Below are 21,232 nucleotides of genomic sequence, written 5' to 3' on the forward strand. Positions count from 1 at the left end.
CGGCTCGGCTGGCCTACGCCATCTTGGACGGCACCCTCATCCCGATCGATCGTCGGGCGGACGAGCGACCGTATTACAGCGGGAAACACAAGCAGCATGGGGACGTGCAACTGCTGGCCGATCCCGCAGGCCGGCTGGTGTGGACCTCGCCTGCGCTGCCGGGCGCCGTTCATGACGTGACCGCCGCTCGAAAGATCGGCCTGATCGACGCCTTGACCGGTGCTGGCGTGAAGACCTTTGCGGACAAGGGCGATCACGGCGCGGGCGGCACGATCCGGACGCCGTTCAAGCGGCATCGCCACCGTCCATGGCTGTCACGCGGGCAGCGGGACGTTAACCGCGCCCATGCCCGCATCCGCGCCATTGGCGAGCGCGCCGTCGCGACCTTAAAGGCCTGGAAGGTGCTCACCAAGCTGCGCTGCTGCCCGCATGGCGCGACCGCGCTCGTGCAGGCCATCCTCGTCCTCCAGCTCGTCGAAGACAGCCGTTACCCAGGATGAAAAGGGCTCAGTGATGGTCTCGATGAAATCGCAGGCCAGCAAAACCTCAGCCTGGAGCGCAGAAAGTCGGCCCAGGTGGTGGACGCCCGCTCGGGCGCCGGATCGATGCCGTCCCGCTTGAGGATCTCCCAGACTGTGGACGGCGCCACCTTGATGCCGAGCGTGGAGAGCTCTCCGTGCACCCTCCGGTAGCCCCAGGATGGATTCTCCCGGACCAGACGCAAGACGAGGGCGCGGATGGAACGAACGGTTGGCGGGCGCCCGCGCCGCTTCGGCACTCAGGCACGAGCATGACGCCGTTTCATCAGATCACGGTGCCACCGAACGACGGTATCCGGCCGGACGAGAAGCCTCAGCCGGCGCAAGACGTCGCGCGGCAGCGGCGCCAGGAGAGCGGCGAGGAAGGCCCGGTCCTCGGGAGCGAACCTCACCCGGGTGTCGGCGCCGAGCTGTCGTTCCAGGACGGCGATCTGGTGACGTAGTGCGAGAATCTCGACGTCCTTTGTCCCGATCTCCCATCGGAAGCAACCGCAACGCCGCGAAGGTGTTCATGACGGCGAGATAGGCCAGGCGAAGGAGCACGACCGGTCATCCTGCCGCACTGGCGCCTCTTTAGGAATCGAAGCCTGCCTGCGAGAGAAGCCCTGCAAGACCGTGACCTGGACGGATGGAATTATCGGCAGGCGCACTGCTGGTACTGATCGGAATGCGCGCCGACGGCCGCAAGGAACTCGTCGCCCTCACCTTGACGGTGACCCGGGCCGCGGACGGCAGCACCGCCGACACCGCGTCGATCACCATCACGCTGCCCGCGCAAAGGCGGTGGCATTCGCTTCATAACCGTCGCATCGCGCTTGAGCCGAGGCCGCTGGGCACGTAGAGCGCCAGCAGCGCGCGGTCGCGGTTTTCCCAGCGGTTCAGCTCGGCCAGGCTCCACACGGTCGCCCGGTCCGTGCGCCCGTGAACGACGATGGCACCATGTCGGTGCCGATCTACGATGTCGCCCAGTCGAAGGCCGGGCCTGCGTCGTGCGCACCCGGCGTTCTGTTTCGCGCCGATGAACGATGAGAGGCTGCCCCATGAGGACGCGGGCCGAATGGGTGCCTCCCTCGCGCTCGCCCTAAGTACTTGCCGCCGCGGATCGCGACGCGACAGCGCGCGCCGTCACCGACCGACCGGCGATCGCGACGGCGACGAGGCACAGCGCGGCGGCGGCACAGAAAACCGCGGGAAGTCCCGCGTGGTCACCCAGCACCCCTCCGGCCAGCGCGCCGATCGGCATGGTGCCCATGCCGATCAGCCGGGCCGTGGCATTGACTCTGCCCAGTATCGACTCCGGTGTCAGTTGCTGCCGCAGGGACTGGATAGCGACGTTGAACATCGCGCTGGTCGCCCCCATCAGGACGGCGACGACGCCGATGACCGCCGCGACCGGCACGACCACGGGCACGAGCAGCAGGAGGCTGTTCAGCACGGCCGACATGATGAGCACCCGTGGCAGCGAGCGAACCTGCCGCTCCATGAGCAGGGAACCCCCTATGGCTCCGGCCGCGAGGGCCACCATCAACAGGCCGTACCCACCGGCCTCGAGCCGTACTCTGGACTGGTCGCCGACCACCCACAGCACGAAGACCGCGAAATAGGCGGCGCTGGCGAAGTTGAACAGGCCCGCGAAGAGCGCCAGGGAGCGGAGCACGCGGTGGTCTCGCAGGAACCGCAGGCCCGCCACGATGTCCGCCCGCACGCCGGCGGTGTCCGACTGGACGCGAAAGCGCCCGCGCAGCCCCACCAGCATCGCGGCGGCACCGGTATAGAGCAGGGCGGGCGCGGCGAGAAGGGCGGCTTGGCCGAGTGCGCCGAGCAGGAGCCCGGCCAGCGGCGCACCGACGAAGTTGTTGCCGACCGTCTGGGCGGCGAAGAGGCGCCCGTTCGCCACGGGGAGCCGCTCTTGGGGGACGACCATGGGGGTGAGGGACTGTCCGGTGCTGTCGGAGACGACCTCGCACGCCCCGGCCAGCAGCAGCGAGGCCAGCAGCAACGGTAGGTGGAGCAGGTCCAGCCACGCCACCGCGGCGAACACCAGCAGCACGGCGGCGCGGCCCCAGTTGGCCGCCGCCAGCAGCACGCGCCTGTCGTGCCGGTCGACGAGGGCGCCCACGGGCAACGCGAAGAGCAGCCAAGGCAGCGTCGCGGCAGCGCTGACCAGGGACACCAGGAACGGCGAGCGGGTCAGCCCCACCGCGATGAGCGGTGCACCCACGACGACGAGCCCGTCGCCCACGTTCGACAGCGCCGTGGCCGCCCACAGCCGGTGGAACGACGGCTCGAGACGTGTCACGGCCATCTCACACGACCCCGGCTCGGTGCGCGAAGACCGCGATCTGCAGGCGGTCGCGCAGGTGCAGTTTGCTAAGGAGGTTGGAGACGTGGAACTTGACAGTCGCCTCGCTGAGGTACAGCTTGCTCGCGATCTCGTTGTTGTTCAGCCCGTCTGCGACCAGCATGAGCACTTCCTGCTCGCGCTCAGTCAGCGACTTGACGGCTTCGGCGTCCAGGTGTGGCAGCCCGCTCTCCAGTTGCTGCAGGAACCTGGTGGCGACCTGCGGGGCGAAGAACGCCTCTCCGTCGGCGATGGCGCGGATGGCCGACACGAGCTCGTCCAGGGCGCTGGAGCGCAGCAGGAACCCGCGGGCGCCGGCCCGTACCGCGTCGAACATCGACTCGGGATGTTCGGTCATGATGATGCTCCGCACGGCGGTGGCCGGCTCGTCGCGGCGGAGGCGCTGGGTGAGCTGGATGCCGTCGATGCCGGGCAGCCGTTCGTCGATGAGGGCGATGTCAGGGTGAAGTCGGCGGGCTTTCGACAGGGCCTCGAAGCCGTCGGCGGCCTCGCCCACTACGTAGACGCCGGCCTCACCGTTGAGCACCGACCGCAGCGCGGCGCGGAGCAGCCGCTCCGAGTAGCAGATCAGCACACGCACGTCGGGGGTCACGGCAAGACCGTAAGGACGATGTGCCGGGCCGGGGAGAGATCCTTCAGGGGATGCCTGCTGGTGATGATGACCCCGGAGAAGCCGAGTTCGAGCAGGGGAGCCAGCAGGTCCGAGCACCGCGCGCCGTCCAGGACGAGCACGCCACGGGCGGCCGCGACGTGTCGCATGGCGGCGTCGGCCTCCTGCCGTTCTCCCCGGAGGTCGACGCCGAAGCAGGCGAGTCCCCGGCGTGCCCGGAGCACATCAGCGCACCGCTCGGCGAAAGCGGTCTTGCCCGCCCCCGGCGGGCCCGTCACGCTCACGACGCCGCTCGTGCCCGCGCGTGCGGCGGCCGTGATCGCGTCGTCCACCTCCTGCAAGAGCGCAGTCCGGTCGAGGGCGAGGTAGCCGGGTCCGGCGAGCGGGGACGCCAGCGCACGGTCCGGAGCCGACTCGAAGCTCAGCCGGTCCTCTCCGGTCAGCTCCAGCGCGACGGCCAGGCGCCTGACCGAGGAGCGGCGCGGGAAGCGGGTGATGCCCCGCTCGATGTCGCGCAAGGCACGGACGCTGAGCCGCGCCCGTTCCGCGAGCTGCTCCTGAGAGAGCCGGGCGTTGCAGCGGTAGCTGCGGAGTAACCGGGCGAATCCCAAGCTGCCGGACAACAGTGTGGACACCATCGCGCCTCCCAGATAGGCCAACAGCCCCAAAGTAGGCACGACGCCTTACTGAGCGAGATCGCAGCGATATCGCGCCGATATCGCCCATCGTTCCGCCTGTTATGCCGGTGCCCACGCTGACAGCGTGAACCGCATGCTTCCGACAGGACGGATACGGCAGGCGCCGGCGAGCCTGCTTGAACGGACGGTGCTGAACAGCCGGTTCGACTGGGAGGTCCAGCATCTGCTGCGGCATTACCAGTGGATTGAGATGGTTCAAACCGAGGAGTACGTCCGCATGGGCGTGCTGGATCCAGACATGGGCGAGCGGATCCGGGGCGCGGTGGCGGGCCTGTCGGCCGAGGAGGTGGCGGCCGAACACGGCACGACGATGTCGGACACGCTGTTCGCCATGGAGCGGGCCCTGTACGCCCGCATACCCGCCCAGGCCACCGCCTGGCACGTGGACCGGAGCAGGAACGACGTGCAGGCGTGCGCCCAGCTGATGTTCGGCAGGGAGCGGCTCCTGGGCGTGGCGGAGACCGTCAGGGGGCTGGCCGACGCCGCAGTACTGGCAGCGAGCGGGCACACCGGCTCGATCATGCCCGGGCACACCCAGCACCAGTGGGCGCAGGCGATCACCTTGGGCTTCTACCTCGCCGCGCTCGCCGAGGCGGCCACGACGGCGGCCGAGTCGCTGCACGCGCTGTACGACGGGATCAACCTCAGCCCCCTGGGAGCCGGTGCGCTCGCCGGGCTCGAGCTGCCGTGGGACCGATCGCGGATGGCCGCCGCGCTCGGCTTCCACGCTCCCCAGCCGCACGCGCTGACCTCGGTCGCCTCCCGTGGATGGGTGCTGAGATGCGCAGCCGAGCTGTCGGTGCTGGGCACCACGGTGAGCCGGTTCCTCACCGACCTGCTGTGGTGGAGCGGATCCAGCTGCCGCTTCATCGACCTGCCGGACGAGCTGGCCGGCATCTCCTCCGCCATGCCGCACAAGAGAAACTTCCCGATCCTCGAACGCATCCGCGGCATGAGCGGCCACCTCGTCGGGCTCTCCTTCGACCTCATGATCGGGCAGCGCAACACCGGCTACACGAACCTGGTCGAGGTCTCCAAGGAGAGTACGCGTTTCCTCGAGGACCTGTTCGACACCAGCGAGACGATGCTGGCGCTGCTCCAGAGGGTGATCGCCGATCTGCGCTTCCACCCGGACCGCGCCGGCAAGGCGGTGAACGGCGAGCCGCTGGCCGCCGCGGCGGTGGCCAACCATCTCACGCTCGAGAACCACGTGCCGGCCAGGACCGCGCAGGTCATCGTCGGCTCCTGGATCGCCGCCGGCGCCCAGGACGATCCCGCACCCGATGCGTTGAGCCTGAGCAGCCTGGCCGTGGCCTGCGAAGAGCAGGGGTACCGCCTCAGACTCGGCGAGGACCGGCTGCGGGAGCTCCTGGACGCCGAGGAGGGGGTGCGGCGCAGACGGACGAGCGGCTCCGCCAGGCCGCAGGACGTTCATGAACTGCTCGAGCAGACCCGTGAACGGCTCGACGCCGTAGACCGCACCGCCGCAGGGCAGGCGGAGGCGCTGCGGACCGCCTGGCAGGACAGCACCGCGACCAGCACGGAGGTTTCGGCATGACCACTCAGGCGCTCGACAGCGCGCACCGCACCGCGGGGCTGGGCAGGGGCCGCGCACCCGGCACCTTCGGCGAGCTGCTGCAGGGCATCGTGGGCGACGGCACCGACTTCCTGGTGACCTTCCCTGTCGACCTCTACGTGGAGGCCGCCTTTGAACCCGACCCGCAGCTGGACCAGGTGATCGTTTCCCCGCCGCACAAGGGCAAGTCGCAGCGGCTGGCCACCCGGATCCTCGATCGCTACGGCCTGCCCGGCGGCGGCTGGCTGATGCTCAACAGCGCGCTGCCCGAGGGCAAGGGCATGGCCAGCTCCACCGCCGACCTGGTCGCCACGGCCCGCGCGGTGGACGGAGCCTTCCGCCTGAATCTGCCCAACAGGGTGCTGAAGCTTCTGATGGCCGACATCGAGCCGTCGGACGGTGTGATGCATCCCGGCATCAACACGTTCTTCCATCGGGAGGTACGGCTGCACCGGCGCATGGGCGCACTGCCCCAGCTCACGATCGCCGGGATCGACGACGGGGAGAGTGTCGACACCGTCGCCTTCAACAAGACCAGGAAGCCGATCCCGGTGCACTGGGCCGTCAGGTACGAGGAGCTGCTGGACCAGCTCACCATCGCCGTCCGCGACCAGGACGTGGCCACGGTGGGCGCGGTCGCGACCGCGAGCGCGCGGCTGTTCCAAGCCTTCAATCCCAAGCCCCACCTGGCCGAGGTGGAGGAGATCTGCCGCATGGTGGGCGGGCTCGGCACGGTCGTCGGCCATAGCGGCACCTGCGTGGGCATCCTCCTGGCCCGGCAGGACCCCGGGCACGGGCCCAAGCTGGCCCGTGCCCTCCAAGAGCTGGAGCAGCTCGCCCGCCCCCTCATCGTCTGCAGGAGCACGAGCAGGACATGACGTACCGACGTGACACGATCGATGCCATCGGCGAGACCCCGCTGTTGCGGCTGCGGCCGGCCGAGGGCGCCGCTCTGTACGCCAAACTGGAGCTGCTCAACCCGTTCGGCATGAAGGATCGGGTGGCGAAGCAGGCGATCCTGACGGCTCGGGCCGACGGCACGCTGAAAGACGGCGGGCTCATCGTGGAGAGTTCCTCCGGGACGATGGCCATGGGCGTCGCGCTGGTCGGCACGTACCTCGGCCACGACGTGCACATCGTCACCGACCCGCGCATCGACCCGCTCACCACCGCCAAGCTGACAGCGATGGGGGCCACTGTCGACGTCGTGCCCGCGATGACGGGCAGCGGCTGGCAGAGCGCCCGGCTCGAGCGGCTGCACAGCGTGATGGAGGCCAACCCGGGAGCGTTCTGGCCACGGCAGTACGACAACCCCGCCAACCCGGCCGCGTATCACGCGCTGGCGGAGGAGGTGGTCGCGGCCGTCGGCCGGGTGGACGTGCTCGTGGGCGCGGTCGGCAGCGGCGGCTCCCTCTGCGGCACGGCTCGCGGCCTACACCGCCTCCAGCCCGACGTGCGGGTGGTCGCCGTCGACGCGGCGGGCAGCGTCATCTTCGGCCAGCCGGATCAGCCGGGCCGGCTGCAGAGCGGGCTGGGCAACAGCCTCATCCCGGCCAACGTGGACTTCTCCGCCATCGACGAGGTGCACTGGCTCTCCGATCGCGAGGCCTTCGCCGCCACCCTCGAGCTGGCCTCGCACGAGAAGGTCTTCGCGGGCAACAGCTCAGGGTCCGCCTACCTCGTGGCCCGCTGGCTCAGCACGCGGCTGGGCCCCGACGCCACTGTGGTGGCGATATTCCCTGACCGGGGCGATCGCTATGTCGACACGATCTACAACCCGGAGTACCGGGCTGCCCACGGCATCACCGACCTGCGTCTGCCCGCCGCGCCGCGCCGCCTCGGGCGCACCGAGATCGCGACGACCTGGTCCTACGCCACGCTCGACAAGGCCGTGGAGTACGCATGAACCTCGTCTTCATCGAGTCCAACACCACAGGGACCGGCATGCTCGCCCTGGAGCGGGCCCGCGAGCTGGGTTTCCAGCCGGTTCTGGCGACTGCCGAGCCGGCCCGCTACGCGGGACTGGACGCGACGGGCGTCCGGATCGTGCTGTGCGACACGAACGACACCGCCCTGCTGCCTGGCCTGCTCGAGTCGACCCTGGACCGCATCGCAGGAGTGACCACGACCAGCGAGTTCTACGTCGTCACCGCCGCACGGGTGGCCGCCGCCCTGGGCCTGCCGGGAAACCCGCCCGACGCGGTGGCCATCTGCCGCGACAAGGGGCTTATGCGCCGGACGCTGGCCGCCGACCGCCTGCCCTCTCCCGCGTTCGCGCTGGTCACTGCTGACCGCGACCTCGAGGCCCAGATCGCTGAGGCCCTGGCGCTCATCGAGCTGCCCTGCGTCGTCAAGCCCGTGGACGACACGGGCTCTTTCTCCGTGGGACTCTGCTCGACCTCGGCCGAGGTGCTGGCGCATTGTCGCGCGATCGTCTCGACCACCACCAACGTACGCGGCCAGGCGACCGCGAGGACCGCGCTGATCGAGGGCTATCTCAACGGCCCCGAGTTCAGCCTTGAGATGATCAGTTCCAGCGGGACCCACCACTGCGTGGGCATCACCGCCAAGCGGGTCACGCCACCGCCGTACTTCGTGGAGCGCGGACACGTCTTCCCCGCGCCGCTGCCGGAGACCACGGCCGCCACGCTGACCGGCGCCGCCCGCAGGGCGCTGACCGCCGTCGGGATCACGCACGGCGTCACGCATCTGGAGATGAAGCTCATCCACGGCATGGGCTACGTCGTGGAGATCAACGCTCGGCCGGCCGGCGGCATGATCCCGGAGGTCATCGCGCTCTCATGCGGGTTCGACCTGGTGGCGGCGCATCTGCGGGCCGCCACCGGTCTGCCGCCGCCGCCGCCGCCCACCCGCTTCATCCCCGCCGGCATCGCGTTCCTCCTGGCCTCGCAGGAGCTGCGGCCGCTTCCCGGCGCCACGTTGCGCGAGGTCACAGGGGTGTCCCAAGCAGAGGCCGTTCCCGGCGTGGCCGCCGTCACCATCACCGCGGCGGCGGGGGCCCCGGTGCGGCCGCCGACGTGCAGCTACGACCGGCTGGGCTACGTGATCGCCTCAGGAAGCGGCTACGCGGAGCTGGCGGAGGCGCTGGACACGGCGCTCGGCCACCTCGAGCCGGCCCTCATCAGCGCCGCCTCCCCGATTGGAGACCGATGACCGACGTCGTCGAACTACGCAGCGACACCTTCACCCTGCCCACTCCCGCCATGCTCGAGGCGGCCGCCCAGGCGCCGCTCGGCGACGACGTCTACGGCGAGGACCCGACCGTGGCCCAGCTGGAGCACCTTGCCGCGGAGCTCCTCGGCAAGGAGGCGGCCTGCCTGATGCCGAGCGGCACCATGGCGAACCTGACGGCGACCCTGGTGCACTGCCCGCGCGGCGGCAAGGCGATCGTCGGCCGGGAGTCCGACATCTACGTCTACGAAGCCGGCGGGGCGTCGGTGTGCGGCGGCGTCGTCTACGAGCCCCTGCCCAACCGGCCAGACGGGACGATCGACCCGGCGGACATCGAGCAGGCCTGCGCCGTCGACTGTAACGACCCGCAGTTCGCCCGGCCCTCCATGATCAGCCTGGAGACCCCGCAGAACCGCTGTGGCGGCGTGCCGCTCTCCCTCCCCTACCTGGCCGAGATCGCCGGGCTGGCACGGCGGTACGGCGTGGCGCTCCACCTGGATGGCGCCCGCCTCTTCAACGCCGCGACCGCGCTGCGGGTGACGCCGGCCGAGATCGCGGCCGTTGCGGACACCGTGCAGGTCTGCCTGTCCAAGGGGTTGTGCGCGCCGATCGGGTCGGTGCTCGCGGGCGACGCGCGGGCGATCTCGGCCGCGCGGCGGGTCCGCAAGATGCTCGGCGGCGGCATGCGGCAGGCCGGCGTGGTGGCCGCGTGCGGCATCGTCGCCCTGACCAAGATGACCGGACGGCTGGCCGACGACCACGCCAACGCCGCCCGGCTCGCCGCCGGCCTGGCTGTCCTGCCCGGCATCACCCTGAGCCCGCCGGCCACCAACATGGTGTTCTTCCGCGTCCACGACGACCGATACACCACGTGTTCCTTCATCTCCGCGGCCCGCGACAGGGGCGTGCGCGTAGAGGAGCTCGGGCACGGGCGGATCCGCGCCGTCACCCACGCCGACGTGAGCGCGGCGGCCGTCGATCGGGCGATCCAGGTCTTCACCGAGCTCCTCGCCGGTCCGCGAACGGGCGCCGGGGAGGAGGCGCGGTGAACGTTTCCCAGGACGTCGTCTGGGATCTGGGCCCGGGGCCAGGGCGGCGGGTGAACCTGCTCGTGCTGCCGCACGCCGGAGGATCCGCGCATGCCTACCTGGACTGGGCGGACCTGCTCCCGGCGGGATTCGGGCTGCTCATCGGCCAGTATCCGGGCCGCGGCGCCCGCTACGCCGAGCCGCTGCCCGAAAGCGTGGACGACCTGGTCGACCCCATAGTCGCGCACCTGCCGCCCACTGCCGACGAGCTCATCGTGCTGGGGCACAGCATGGGTGGGCTCATGGCGTTCGAGATCGTCAGGAGGCTCGAGGAGCTCGGCCGGCCCGTCCTGGGGCTCGTCGCCTCGGCTTGCCGCGCCCCTCACCTGCCCAATCCCAGCCCCGTCCATCCGGAAACTCTGTCCGACGACGAACTGGTCGCGGTCCTCAGGACCAGGGGCGGCACGCCGGAGGAGGTGCTGGACCACCCGCAGTTGCGGAGCATGGTCATGGGGACGGTCAGGGCCGACTTCGCCATCGACGACACCTATCGCTTCACCGGCCCCACCAGGGTGCTGCGCTGCCCCGTCGCGGCCGTCGGCGGTGACAGCGACCCCGTCGTGCCGCTCGGTGACCTGGCCCGCTGGGCCGAGGCGTCCTGCTCCAAGGTCACGACCCACGTGCTGCCCGGAGGCCACTTCTACTTTCAGGACGATCCGAGCGCCCTGCTGTCCATCGCGGTCATGGCGGGGCGCGTACAAGGAGAGGAAACACGATGACATCCACTGTTCAGGACGTGCGGAGGGAGCAGGGCACTCCGCCGCTCGTTCACGTCCCCCGCCTGGAGGGCGTCGACGACGCGGCCGCCTGGCTGGCCGGAGCGCGCGCGTTCGTGCGTGAGGAGGTGCGGCGCTCGGGGTGCCTCATGCTGCGGGGGCTGCCCATGGTGGCGCCCGGCGACTTCGCCCTCCTGCGGGACGAGGTCATGGGCGAGAAGGCGGCCTACAAGGAGAAGGCCACGCCCCGCAGCGCCTACGGCGACGACGTCTACTCCTCGACGGACCTGCCGCCCGCGCAGGCCATCCGGCTGCACAACGAGAACAGCTACACGCTGGACTTCCCCGGGCTCCTCCTGTTCTGCTGCCTCACCGCGCCCGAGCAGGGCGGCGTGACCACGGTGGGTGACATGCGCGCCATGTACGCCTCGGTGCCGCGGGAGCTGCGCGACCGGTTCGAGGCCCAGGGCTGGATCCTGACCAGGAACTACTCCGACTTTGTCGGCATGCCCTGGCGCAAGGCGTTCTCCACGGACGACAGGTCGGAGGTCGAGCGCTACTGCGAGCAGAACCTGATCGGCTTCGAGTGGCTGGACGGGGACGGGCTGCGCACGTGGCAGCGCAGGCCCGCGGTCATCCGGCATCCGGCGACGGGCGAGAAGGTGTGGTTCAACCATGTCGCTTTCTGGAGCCGCTGGTCCCTGGACGAGGACGTCCGCGAGGTGCTCATCGACTCCTACGGTGAGGACGGCCTGCCCTTCGACACCTCCTTCGGCGACGGCACGCCGCTGTCGGCCGGCGAGGCGGCGGCGCTCAACGAGGCCTACGAAGCGGTGACCCTGCGCAGGACCTGGGAGCCAGGCGACCTCCTGCTCGTGGACAACATCATGTGCGCGCACGGCCGGGACGCCTTCCAGGGCGAGCGCAAGATCCTGGTCGCCATGGGCGAGCCCGTCGCGCTCGCCGACTGCGCCCCCTCGGTGCAGCCCGCGGCACCCGCGATCGGAGCGTGAGGCATGGCCATCGACGTCATTCAGCGGCTGATGGCCGTGCCCGGCGAGCGGACGGCTCTGGTCGAGGGGGAAAGGAGGCTGACGTTCGCCGAGCTGAGGGAGCGGGTGGCACGCGTCTCCGGCGGGCTCGCCCGCCGCGGCGCCGGACCGGAGTCCGTGGTCGCGCTGATGTTGCCGCGCGGCATCGACCTCGTGATCTGCCTGCTCGGCACCCTCGCCGCCGGCGCCGCCTATGTGCCGATCGACCCCAAGCTGCCCGTGAAGCGCCGCGCGTACCTGCTGCGGGACTGCGGGGCGTCGCTCGTCGTCGCCGGCGCGGCCGCCGCGCCGGACGAGGTGGCCGTCACACCAGGCGAGCTCGTGAGCAGGGCGCCCGAGCGCGAGCCGGCGCGGGTGAGCGGTGACACCCTCGCATACGTGATCTACACCTCCGGCTCGACCGGAGCCCCCAAGGGCGTGCAGGTCTCCCGCGCCTCGCTCGCCGCGCTGCTGGCCTCGCTGGAAGGGGCCGGCCTGACCAGCACGGCGCCCGCCCGGGTCGGCTGGAACGCTGCCGCCTCCTTCGACGCCTCGGTTCAGCAGTGGGTGCGGCTGTGCCGGGGCGACACGGTGGTGATCGTGCCGGAGACGGTCAGGTCGGACCCGGAGGCGCTGGCCCGGCTGGCCGCGGACGAGGAGCTAACCTGCCTGGACATCACCCCCTCGCACCTCGACCTGGTGCTGGACCGGCTCGAACCCGGCGAGCTCACCCTGCTCGTCGGCGGCGAGGCCATCAGCCAGAGCCTGTGGGATCGGATCGCCGGGGCGACGGCGGCGGGAGGGCCGCGGGCGGCGAACGTCTACGGCCCGACGGAGTGCACTGTCGACGCGACCTTCGCGTGGATCACTCAGGACACCGGCCCGCACCTGGGCGAACCGCTGCCGGGCGGCCGCCTGCGGCTGCTGGACGATGAGCTGAACCCGGTCCCCGCGGGGATGGTGGGGGAGATCTGCCTGTCCGGTCCCGGGGTGGCGCGCGGGTACCTGGGCCGGCCGGGCCTGACCGCCCTGTCCTTCCTCCCTGACGCCGAGGCGGCCGACGGCTCGCGCATGTATCGGACCGGTGACCTGGCCAGGCGTACGCCGGACGGCCGACTGGAGTTCGCCGGGCGCCGGGACCACCAGGTGAAGTTGTCCGGCTATCGGATCGAACTGGGCGAGATCGAGGCGGTGCTGGCGCAGGCGCCCGGCGTGGCCGAGTGCGTCGTCCTGCTGCGGGACGATCTCGACACCGGCCGCGGGCTGGTGGCCTACTGCCGGACCGGCGAGGAGCCGGCCGGTCCCGGGCAGTGGCGGGCTCACCTGGAAGCGCACCTGCCCGCCTACATGGTCCCCGCCGCTTTCGTGGCGCTGGACGCCTTTCCCTTGACGAGCCACGGCAAGCTCGACCGCGGCGCGCTGCCGCGGCCGACGCGTCACGGCGCAGCCGGGACGCCACAGCGCGGCACCCCCACCGAGGAGCTCATCGCCGCTGCCTGGCGCCAGGTGCTGCGCGCGCCGCACATCAGCGGGACGGACAACTTCTTCCGGCTCGGCGGGCACTCGCTCCTGGCCATCAAGGTGGTCTCGTGCCTGAAGAAAGAGCTGGGGCTCACGGTGACGATGGACACGGTGTTCAGGTACCCGGTCCTGCGTGACCTGGCCGCGCACGTCGACTCCCTGCGCGGAGCCGATCTGCCGGCGTGAGAGGCAGATCGAGGGGGAGGGTCCGGCGGACCCTCCCCCTCGATCTGTGTCCCGGTCTATCCGGCGAAGAACCGGACGAGCTGGTCGACGTAGGGCGGGTGGAGCAGGTCGTAGTGGTCGCCCGCGACCTCCCGCACGGTCAACTCACCGGCCACCGCCCGCCATCCCGCCTCGTGAACCACGCGCGCCGCCATCGGATGCCGGTCGCTGACCAGCAGCGTCACCGGGCCGTCGAACGTTCCCGCGCGGTAGGCCGCCAGGCCCGCCAGGCTGTCGCGCCAGAACCGGAGCAACCGCGGTCCGTACGCCTCGTAGTGCGCCGCCGCCTGCTCGGAGGTCATTCCCAGCCCGTCGTAGAACGCGTTCTGGGACTTCAGCAACACGTCCTGCGCCGCCTCCATGTCCTGCCCGGCCACCCGGCCGATGAGAGTGTCAAGCTCCTCCAGCAGCTCGCCGTACACCGAGGGGTGGACGACCTCGGGCAGCATGGAGTCGATCAGCACCACGTGGCCGATGCGGTGCCCGAGCGCGTGCAGCTGCCGCGCCGTCTCGAAGGCCAGCACCCCTCCGGCCGACCAGCCCCCCAGCGTGTACGGCGGCGCGTCCGGCCCCGCCGAGGCGACCAGCTCCCGCGCGTAGCGGGCGGCCATGGACCGCAGCGATCCCCCTCGCACATCAGCACCGAGCGCCTGCACGACGTGGACGGGGCGGTGGGCGGCGAGCCCGGCGGCGAGCCCCGAGTAGCACAGGCTCGCCCCGCCGAGCGGGTGGAAGAAGTGGACAGGCTCGCCCATCCCGACCGAGGTGAAGGAGCGGATGACGGGCACCGCCGCGGGAGGCGCGCCGGCTGCCCTGGGCGCTGTCACCAGCGCGATCAGCCCGTCCAGCGTCGCGTCCTGCAGGAAGCGGCGCAGCTCCACCGTGACGCCGAGCCGCCGCCGCACCTCCGCGAGGAGGCGCACCGCGGTCAGGGAGTCGAGCCCGAGCACGAAGAGGTCGTCCCGCGCCCACACGGCGTCGGCGGCGACGCCGAGCACGTCGGCGACGAGCTCGCCCACCTGGCGCTCGGCGTCCGTCGCGGGCTGACGACGCGTGCAGGGCGCGGCCGGGGCCCGTCCGGCCTCCGTCAGGGCGGCCCGGTCGACCTTGCCGTTGCGGTTGAGCGGGATGGCGTCCACAGGGACGAAGGCGGACGGCACCATGTAGTCAGGCAGGACCCGTGCCAGCGCGCGCCGGATCCCGGCCACGGGCCGGGCGGTGTCCACGTAGGCGACGAGCTGCTGCCCACCCGCCGGCGACGCCGTCGCCATGACCACCGACCGGCGCACCCCGGGCAGCGCGTCCAGCGCGGCCTCCACCTCGCCGGGCTCGACACGGAAGCCCCTGATCTTCACCTGCTCGTCCAGCCTGCCCAGGAACTCGAACACCCCATCGGCGCGCAGCCGCCCGAGGTCTCCGGTGCGGTAGAGCCGAGCCCCCTCCGCGCCGAAAGGGTCGGGCACGAATCGTTCGGCCGTCAGGGCGGGGCGCCCGTGGTAGCCACGCACCACGCAGTGCCCGCCGATGTACAGCTCGCCGGGTACTCCGAAGGGGACCGGGCTCAGGTCGTCGTCGAGCACGTACATGGTGGTGCCGGGGATGGGCCGTCCGATGGGCACCAGCTCACCGCCGATCGGGCCCGTCACCGTGTACACGCAATTGGCGACGGATGCCTCGGTGGGGCCGTACTCGTTCAGCAGTACCGGCGGTGGATCCAGCTCCTGCCAGAACGCCAGTGCCCGGCTGGGGAAGGCGTCGGCACCCACGACCAGCACTCCGGCCAGCCCGGCCGCCTCCTCCGGCGACAACTGGCCGGACAGGATCTCCAGGTGCCCGGGGGTGAGCTTGACGAACCCGTACGGCCTGCCCGTCAGGGCGCCGCCGAGCTCGTCCAGCGGCGTGTCCGGGGCGACGACGTGCACGGCCTGTCCGGTGATGAGGGGGGTGTAGAGGTTGGGCACCACCATGTCGTACGCGACCGAGGAGAAGAGCGGCGCCCCTCCGTCACCGCCCACGCTGTAGGCGGCCACGCACCAGTGCAGGAAGTTCACCAGGCCCCGGTGCCCCACCATGACGCCCTTGGGACGGCCCGTGGACCCCGACGTGTAGATGACATAGGCGAGGTTGTCCGGCAGGACGGCCACCTCAGGTGGCTCCTCGGGCAGCGACGACGTCGCCCGCTCCAGGGCCCGCGCGTCATCGATCACCAGCCGGGCACCGGAGTCCGTCAGCATGTGGTCCAGCCGCGCCCGTGGGAGCCCCGGATCGAGCGGCAGGTAGGCGGCCCCGGCCTTCCAGACGCCCAGAAAGGTGGCCACCAGCCAGCCGGAGCGCTCCAGGCCGACCCCGACCACGTCCTCGGGACCCACCCCTTGCCTCTGGAGCCAGTGGGCGATGCGGTTCGACCGGCGGTCCAGCTCCGTGTACGTCAGCGTCGACTCGCCCTCGAGCACCGCCGTCGCCTCGGGATCCAGCCGTACTCGGTCCTCGAACAGCGTGTGCGCGCACCGGTCGAGCGGGCCCAGCGGGGCCGCGCCCCAACCCGCCGCGAGCACCAGCTCGCGCCGCGCGGGCGGCAGGATGTCCAGCGTGCCGAGCGGGACGTCCGGAGCCTCGGCGACCTGGCCCAACAGGTGCGTGAATGACTCGGCCAGCTGCTCGGCGGTGTCCTGCTCGAACAGGTCGGTCCGGTAGGACAGGTGGCCCACGACGCGGTCGCCGTCGGCCGTGAGCGACAGGGACAGGTCCTCCTTCGCCTCGGTGTCCTCGAAGCGCAGCGGTTCCGCGGTCAGGTCGCCGAGGGTGAGGGCGGGCGGCAGGCCCGCGTGGGCCTCGTACATGACGCGGAACAGCGGAGTGGAGCCGCCGCCCAGCTCCTCCACGAGCCGCTGGTAGGGCAGGTGCTGGTGGGTCAGCGCGTCCAGGCAGAAGGCGCGGGTGCGGCCCAGCAACTCGGTGAACGTCGGGTCGCCCGACAGGTCCGAGCGCATGACCAGGGTGTTGAAGAACGCGCCGATCAGTCCCGCGGTTTGGGGCGCCGACCGGTTGGCGACCGTGGTGCCGACCGCCACGTCATCCTGCCCGCAATAGCGGGACAAGAGTGCGGAGAACGCCGCGAGGCCGGTCATGTACAGGGTCGCGCGTGCCTCGCGGGCGATCGCGGTGAGCTTGGCGGTGAGGCCGGGCGGCACCTCGAAGGAGATCGTGGCGCCGGCCGTCGACGGTTCCGCGGTGGGCGGGTGGTCGGTCGGCAGGTTCAGCGCGGGCAGGTCGGCCAGGGCCCGGCGCCAATGCTCGGCGGCGGGCGCGAGATCCGCGCGCCGTTCCGCCGCCACCACGTCGGCGTAGGCGCGCGCGAGCGGCGGCAGGGCGGCGGTACGGCCCGCCGGCCCCGCCTGGTACAGCAGGTCGAGTTCGGTGAACAGCACCCCCATGGACCATTCGTCGAAGACGATGTGGTGCACCGCCAGGATGAGCACGTGCTCCTCGTCGGCCAGGCGCACGAGGCCGGCGCGTAGCAAGGGGCCGCGCGCCAGGTCGAACGGCCTGGCGGCCTCGGCCGCGGCCAGCGCGCGGACCGCGTCCAGGGAGTCGGCGGCCAGCGAGAGCGGGCGTATCTCGACGGGGATCGTGGGCAGCACCGTCGCCACCGGCCGCCCGTGCGAGCTGCTGTAGACGGTGCGCAGCGCCTCGTGCCGGTCGACGAGCGCGTGGAGGGCGGCTTGCAGCTCGGCAACGACCAGCGGGCCCCGCAGGTGCAGGGCCACGCAGACGTTGTATGCGGTCGAGGCTGGATCGATCTGGTGGAGCAGCCACATCCGTTCTTGAGAGAACGTCAGCGGCACCTCAAACGCGGTGGTGATCATTGCCCGCCTCTCCCGCGGGAACGCCCTCGGCCAGGAGCCGAGCGATCTCCTCGGCCAGCCCGCCCGCCGTGGAGTGGGTGAACACGCAGGCGACGGGCACCTCGATGCCGTATCGCGCCCGGATGCGGGCGACCAGCTGGATGGCGGCCAGCGAATGGCCGCCCGCCTCGAAGAAGTCGTCGTCGGGACCGCTGAGGTCGCGGCCCAGCACGAGAGCCCAGTCGGCGGTCAGCGACTCGTACACGCCGCTCATGCCGCTCTCCTCTCCGCGCCGGCCGCCCCTGGTACGGGACGGGCGGGCTCCGCGTCGATGTCGACGATGCGGTTGCCCGCGTCCACGTGCACGACCAGAGGCCGGTAGCGCGGAAGCTCCTCGGCGGAGTACTGGGCATAGGAGATCAGGATCACCAGGTCGCCGGGCGAGACCAGGCGGGCCGCGACGCCGTTGATGCCGATGACGCCGCTGCCTCGCTCGCCGGCGATGACGTACGTCTCCAGACGGGCGCCGTTGGTGATGTCCACGATGGCCACCTGCTCGCCGTCCAGGAGGTCGGCGGCCTCCATCAGGTCGCGGTCGATCGTCACCGACCCGACGTAGTGCAGGTCGGCATGCGTGACCGTGGCACGGTGGATCTTCGATTTGAACATGGTGCGCAACAAGGTGAGTCTCCGCTCACTCGCTGGGGGACAGGGACAGGGTGGACAGAGGCCGGTGGGGATCGCGGCTCACATCCGCCAGGAGGCGCAGCCAGGAGCCGGCGAGGCGCTCGACCGTCCCGGCGTCGAAGAGGTCGGTGTTGTAGGCGAACTCGCCGATGATCGTGTCGGTGGTCTCGGACAGCGAGCAGACGAGGTCGGCGACGCTGGTCTGGGTCGCCAGGTCGATGGGCGTGACTGTGACCTGTGCGAGCCGCCCGCTCTCCGCGCTGGTCAGCGCGCTGATCGGCACGCCGTTGAAGATGACGTCGAAGAAGGGCATCCTGCTCGGGTCCCGGGGCGGGCGCAGCTCGCGCACCAGTCGCTCGAAGGGCACGTCCTGGTTCGCATAGGCGGCGTGAACGACCTCTCGCACCCGGTCGAGCAACTCGGCGAACGTCGGATCGCCGGCGCACGACGTACGCAGCACCAGGGTGTTGGCGAAGAACCCGATCATCTGCTCGGTCTCGGGGCGGGCACGGCCCGCGATCGGCGAGCCGACCGTGACGTCGCCGGTGCCGCACGTGCCGGCCAGCGTGGCCTGGAAGGCCGCCAGCAGCGTCGCGAACAGCGTGGTGCTCGCTTCCCTGCTGAGCCGGCGCAGCCTGCCGGTGATGTCCTCGTCCAGCAGGAAGGACACCCTTGCCCCAGCGAAGGTCTGGATGGGCGGGCGCGGCCTGTCCAGCGGCAGGTTCAGCGGGCGGATGCCCGCCAGCTCGCCGCGCCAGAAGTCGACCTGGTCGGCCATCCGTGGATTCTCGCGCCGCTGCCAGACGGCGTAGTCCACGTACTGGGTGATCGGTTCGGGCAGCACGGCGGCCCGACCGGACAGCTCGGCCTCGTACAGGGTGGCGAGCTCCTGCCAGAAGACCTGCTCGGAGCCCGCGTCGTAGCTGATGTGATGGATGACCAGGGAGAACACGTATTCGTAGGCGTCCAGGCGGGTCAGCCTGGCGCGGACAGGCGGTGCGGCGGCCAGGTCGAAGGGCTGGTCCCAGTCCGCCTGGAAGGCGGCTGACGCGGCGGTCTCCCGGTCCAGCTGGGTGTCGCCCTGCGCACGTGAGATCATCAGGCTTGGCCCTTCGGCGTCGATCCTGATCTCGGGCACCCCCTCGGCGCTCTCCACATAGCGCGTGCGGAGGATCTCGTGCCGTGCCACCAGGGCGTCGAACGCCCTGCGGAAGGCCGGCACGTCCAGCCGCCCGCTCAGCCGGCAGGCGTTCGGCATGTTGTACGCGGTCGAGCCGGGCGCCAGCCGCTGCAGGAACCACAGCCGCTCCTGGTTGAACGACAGGGGCAGGGTCTCGTCGCGGGACACCCGCGTCAGCGGCGCGAGCTCACCGGCCAGGCTCTCGTCCGTCTCCGCGGCCAGCTCCTCCAGCGACTCGGTGGAGAAGAGCAGGTAGAGCGGGAGGTCGATGCCTAGGTCGTCCTGGACGCGGAACATCACCTGAGTGGCAAGCAGGGAGTTGCCGCCGAGCTCGAAGAAGTTGTCGTCCAGGTCAACCCGGTCCACGTCCAGGACGTCCGCCCAGATCACGGCCAGCGCCTTTTCGGTAGGGGAGACGGGGGGACGGCCCTGCGCCCGTTCCTGCGCGGGAGCCAGGGCGGGCAGCGCCTCGCGGTCGACCTTGCCGTTGGGGGTCAGCGGCATCGTGTCGACCAGCGCGATATGGGCGGGAATGGCGTAGGGCGGCAGCCGCCCGGCCAGGTAGGCCCTGAGCTCGGCCGGATCGGGCGGTACGTCCTCCGCCTTGACGTAGGCCAGCAGGCGGTCCCCGGCGACGACCGCCGCCGACTGCTGCACCGCCGGGTGCGTGTCGAGGGTGGCCTCGATCTCGCCGAGCTCGATGCGGACACCGCGGATCTTGACCTGATGGTCAGTACGTCCCAGGTAGTCAAGGGCACCGTCGGGCCGGCGGCGCCCCAGGTCGCCCGTCCGGTAGAGGCGGGCGCCCGGCTCACCGAAGGGATCGGGCACGAAGCGGGAGGCGGTCATGGCCGGCTGGCCGTGGTACCCCCGGGCCAGGCCGATGCCGCCTATGTAGAGCTCGCCCGTCTCCCCGTCGGGGACCGGGCGGCCGTCGGGGCCGAGCACGTGCACGGTGTTGCCGGTGAAGGGCGTGCCGATGCACACCACGGGGCCCGCGTACGGGTCGTGCACGTCGTAGGTGTACAGGGTGGAGTCGATGGACACCTCGGTCGCGCCCCACTGGTTGTGCAGGCGGCAGCCGTACACGCCTATCTGCTCGTGGAAGGCCAGGGCCAGCGGCGTGGTGAGCGCCTCACCGCTGGAGATCACGTGGCGGAGATGGGGCAGGGACGGGAGCCCGGCGCGCCGGTGCGCCTGCAGGAAGAGCGTGAGCATGCTCGGCACGAACTGCACGACGGCCGCGCGGAAGCTCCGAGCCGCCTCCAGCAGAGCTACCGGGTCCTTGTGCAGGTCCGGCTGCAGGATCGCCACCACACCGCCGACGGACAGCGGCCAGAACACCTCGACGGCCGAGTCGTCGAAGCTCAGCGTGGTCTTGTGCAGGACGCTCTCTCCGGGCGCCAGCCGGTGCTCGTCCTGCATCCACGTCATACGGTTGACCCAGCCCCGGTGCGTGCTGGCCACGCCCTTGGGCAGGCCGGTCGAGCCGGAGGTGAAGTAGATCGAGACGAGGTTGTCGGGGTGCAGCCCGGCGTCGGGGGCGGTGCGGGCGCAGGCGTCGATCAGGTCGCTGTCTCGGTCGATCAGGACGACGCGGGCGACGTCGCCGGGCAACCGGTCCGCCAGTGCCTCCTCTCCCAGGCAGACCGGCACACCGGCCTGCTCGACCATCACGCGCACCCGGGCGGGCGGGGTGTCCGGGTCGATGGGCAGGTAGGCGCCGCCGGCCTTGAGCACGCCGAGCAGGGCGACGACCAGGTCCAGCCCGCGGTGGACACAGACCGCGACCGGAGTGTCGGCCACGACCCCCTGCTCGCGCAGGTGCCGGGCCAGTTGGTTCGCGCGCTCGTCCAGGTGCTTGTAGGTGAGCCGCCCGCCGGCGGCGTCCACCACGGCGACGGCGTCCGGTGTCCGCTCCACCTGCGCCTCGACGAGTTCGTGCAGTCCGGGCATGACTTC

Annotated in this window: 19 protein-coding genes; 11 read left to right on the forward strand and 8 right to left on the reverse strand. The window is 71.2% G+C overall.

From position 1 onward, the window contains the following. On the forward strand, positions 1-500 hold a 500-nt coding region (locus ABFX50_RS43870), incomplete at its 5' end, for a transposase family protein (protein ID WP_346155314.1). Here ABFX50_RS43870 and ABFX50_RS51565 read toward each other — a convergent pair. After that, positions 488-778 carry a helix-turn-helix domain-containing protein gene (locus tag ABFX50_RS51565; RefSeq protein WP_379506913.1) on the reverse strand — a complete coding sequence of 97 codons (291 nt, stop codon included), beginning with the start codon at positions 776-778 and terminating at the stop codon, positions 488-490. The genes ABFX50_RS43870 and ABFX50_RS51565 overlap by 13 nt on opposite strands. A 12-nt stretch (positions 779-790) precedes the next feature. On the opposite strand from ABFX50_RS51565, the gene ABFX50_RS43875 reads away from it, so the two are divergent. Beyond that, positions 791-982, forward strand: a complete 192-nt coding sequence (locus ABFX50_RS43875) for a hypothetical protein (protein ID WP_346155317.1) — start codon at positions 791-793, stop codon at positions 980-982. A 185-nt stretch (positions 983-1,167) separates the two neighbouring features. Beyond that, the gene (locus ABFX50_RS43880; protein WP_346155321.1) at positions 1,168-1,380 is read left to right on the forward strand and encodes a hypothetical protein; all 213 of its coding nucleotides are present in this window, start codon (positions 1,168-1,170) and stop codon (positions 1,378-1,380) included. Positions 1,381-1,620: 240 nt separating this feature from the next. Here ABFX50_RS43880 and ABFX50_RS43885 read toward each other — a convergent pair whose 3' ends face one another. From ABFX50_RS43885 to ABFX50_RS43895, 3 genes are read right to left on the reverse strand one after another with little or no spacing between them, the layout of a single operon-like run. Then, positions 1,621-2,844, reverse strand: coding sequence for an MFS transporter (locus ABFX50_RS43885; RefSeq protein ID WP_379506914.1), 1,224 nt, complete (start codon positions 2,842-2,844; stop codon positions 1,621-1,623). Between the two features lies 1 nt (position 2,845). Continuing rightward, positions 2,846-3,493, reverse strand: coding sequence for a response regulator (locus tag ABFX50_RS43890; protein ID WP_346155328.1), 648 nt, complete (start codon positions 3,491-3,493; stop codon positions 2,846-2,848). Further along, complete coding sequence (locus tag ABFX50_RS43895; RefSeq protein ID WP_346155331.1) at positions 3,490-4,149, reverse strand: helix-turn-helix transcriptional regulator; 660 nt, start codon at positions 4,147-4,149, stop codon at positions 3,490-3,492. The genes ABFX50_RS43890 and ABFX50_RS43895 overlap by 4 nt, the downstream gene beginning before the upstream one ends. A 133-nt stretch (positions 4,150-4,282) precedes the next feature. Between ABFX50_RS43895 and ABFX50_RS43900 the strand changes: the two genes are divergently transcribed. The 8 genes from ABFX50_RS43900 to ABFX50_RS43935 are packed head-to-tail and all read left to right on the forward strand — an operon-like array spanning position 4,283 to position 13,519. After that, a complete protein-coding gene (locus ABFX50_RS43900) occupies positions 4,283-5,767 on the forward strand; it encodes a lyase family protein (RefSeq protein WP_346155484.1) in 1,485 nt (494 codons plus the stop codon). Next, positions 5,764-6,663 (forward strand): GHMP family kinase ATP-binding protein, encoded by a 900-nt coding sequence (locus ABFX50_RS43905; protein WP_346155335.1) that lies wholly within the window; start codon positions 5,764-5,766, stop codon positions 6,661-6,663. Before ABFX50_RS43900 ends, ABFX50_RS43905 begins: the two co-directional genes overlap by 4 nt. Further along, entirely contained in the window at positions 6,660-7,691 is a 1,032-nt protein-coding gene (locus ABFX50_RS43910; RefSeq protein ID WP_346155337.1) for a PLP-dependent cysteine synthase family protein, read from the forward strand. The genes ABFX50_RS43905 and ABFX50_RS43910 overlap by 4 nt, the downstream gene beginning before the upstream one ends. Continuing rightward, a complete protein-coding gene (locus ABFX50_RS43915) occupies positions 7,688-8,959 on the forward strand; it encodes an ATP-grasp domain-containing protein (RefSeq protein ID WP_346155339.1) in 1,272 nt (423 codons plus the stop codon). Before ABFX50_RS43910 ends, ABFX50_RS43915 begins: the two co-directional genes overlap by 4 nt. Beyond that, complete coding sequence (locus ABFX50_RS43920; RefSeq protein ID WP_346155341.1) at positions 8,956-10,026, forward strand: GntG family PLP-dependent aldolase; 1,071 nt, start codon at positions 8,956-8,958, stop codon at positions 10,024-10,026. Before ABFX50_RS43915 ends, ABFX50_RS43920 begins: the two co-directional genes overlap by 4 nt. Next, a complete protein-coding gene (locus ABFX50_RS43925; protein WP_346155344.1) occupies positions 10,023-10,784 on the forward strand; it encodes a thioesterase II family protein in 762 nt (253 codons plus the stop codon). The genes ABFX50_RS43920 and ABFX50_RS43925 overlap by 4 nt, the downstream gene beginning before the upstream one ends. Beyond that, entirely contained in the window at positions 10,781-11,794 is a 1,014-nt protein-coding gene (locus ABFX50_RS43930) for a TauD/TfdA family dioxygenase (RefSeq protein WP_346155347.1), read from the forward strand. The genes ABFX50_RS43925 and ABFX50_RS43930 overlap by 4 nt, the downstream gene beginning before the upstream one ends. Before the next feature lie 3 nt (positions 11,795-11,797). Next, positions 11,798-13,519: a non-ribosomal peptide synthetase gene (locus ABFX50_RS43935; RefSeq protein ID WP_346155349.1), complete on the forward strand. Its 1,722-nt coding sequence runs from the start codon at positions 11,798-11,800 to the stop codon at positions 13,517-13,519. 56 nt (positions 13,520-13,575) lie between these two features. On the opposite strand, the gene ABFX50_RS43940 is transcribed toward ABFX50_RS43935, so the two are convergent. Genes ABFX50_RS43940 through ABFX50_RS43955 form a run of 4 tightly spaced genes read right to left on the reverse strand, consistent with a single transcriptional unit; the run spans position 13,576 to position 21,226 of the window. Further along, on the reverse strand, positions 13,576-17,424 hold the full coding sequence (locus tag ABFX50_RS43940; protein WP_346155352.1) for a non-ribosomal peptide synthetase: 3,849 nt from the start codon (positions 17,422-17,424) through the stop codon (positions 13,576-13,578). Beyond that, complete coding sequence (locus ABFX50_RS43945) at positions 17,405-17,677, reverse strand: phosphopantetheine-binding protein (protein WP_346155355.1); 273 nt, start codon at positions 17,675-17,677, stop codon at positions 17,405-17,407. The genes ABFX50_RS43940 and ABFX50_RS43945 overlap by 20 nt, the downstream gene beginning before the upstream one ends. Continuing rightward, on the reverse strand, positions 17,674-18,084 hold the full coding sequence (gene panD / locus ABFX50_RS43950; RefSeq protein ID WP_346155358.1) for an aspartate 1-decarboxylase: 411 nt from the start codon (positions 18,082-18,084) through the stop codon (positions 17,674-17,676). The genes ABFX50_RS43945 and panD overlap by 4 nt, the downstream gene beginning before the upstream one ends. A gap of 13 nt (positions 18,085-18,097) precedes the next feature. Then, entirely contained in the window at positions 18,098-21,226 is a 3,129-nt protein-coding gene (locus ABFX50_RS43955) for an amino acid adenylation domain-containing protein (RefSeq protein WP_346155362.1), read from the reverse strand. Positions 21,227-21,232: the final 6 nt, after the last annotated feature.

It is taken from the genome of Nonomuraea recticatena (assembly GCF_039533245.1).
GTDB classification, from domain to species: Bacteria; Actinomycetota; Actinomycetes; order Streptosporangiales; family Streptosporangiaceae; genus Nonomuraea; species Nonomuraea roseola.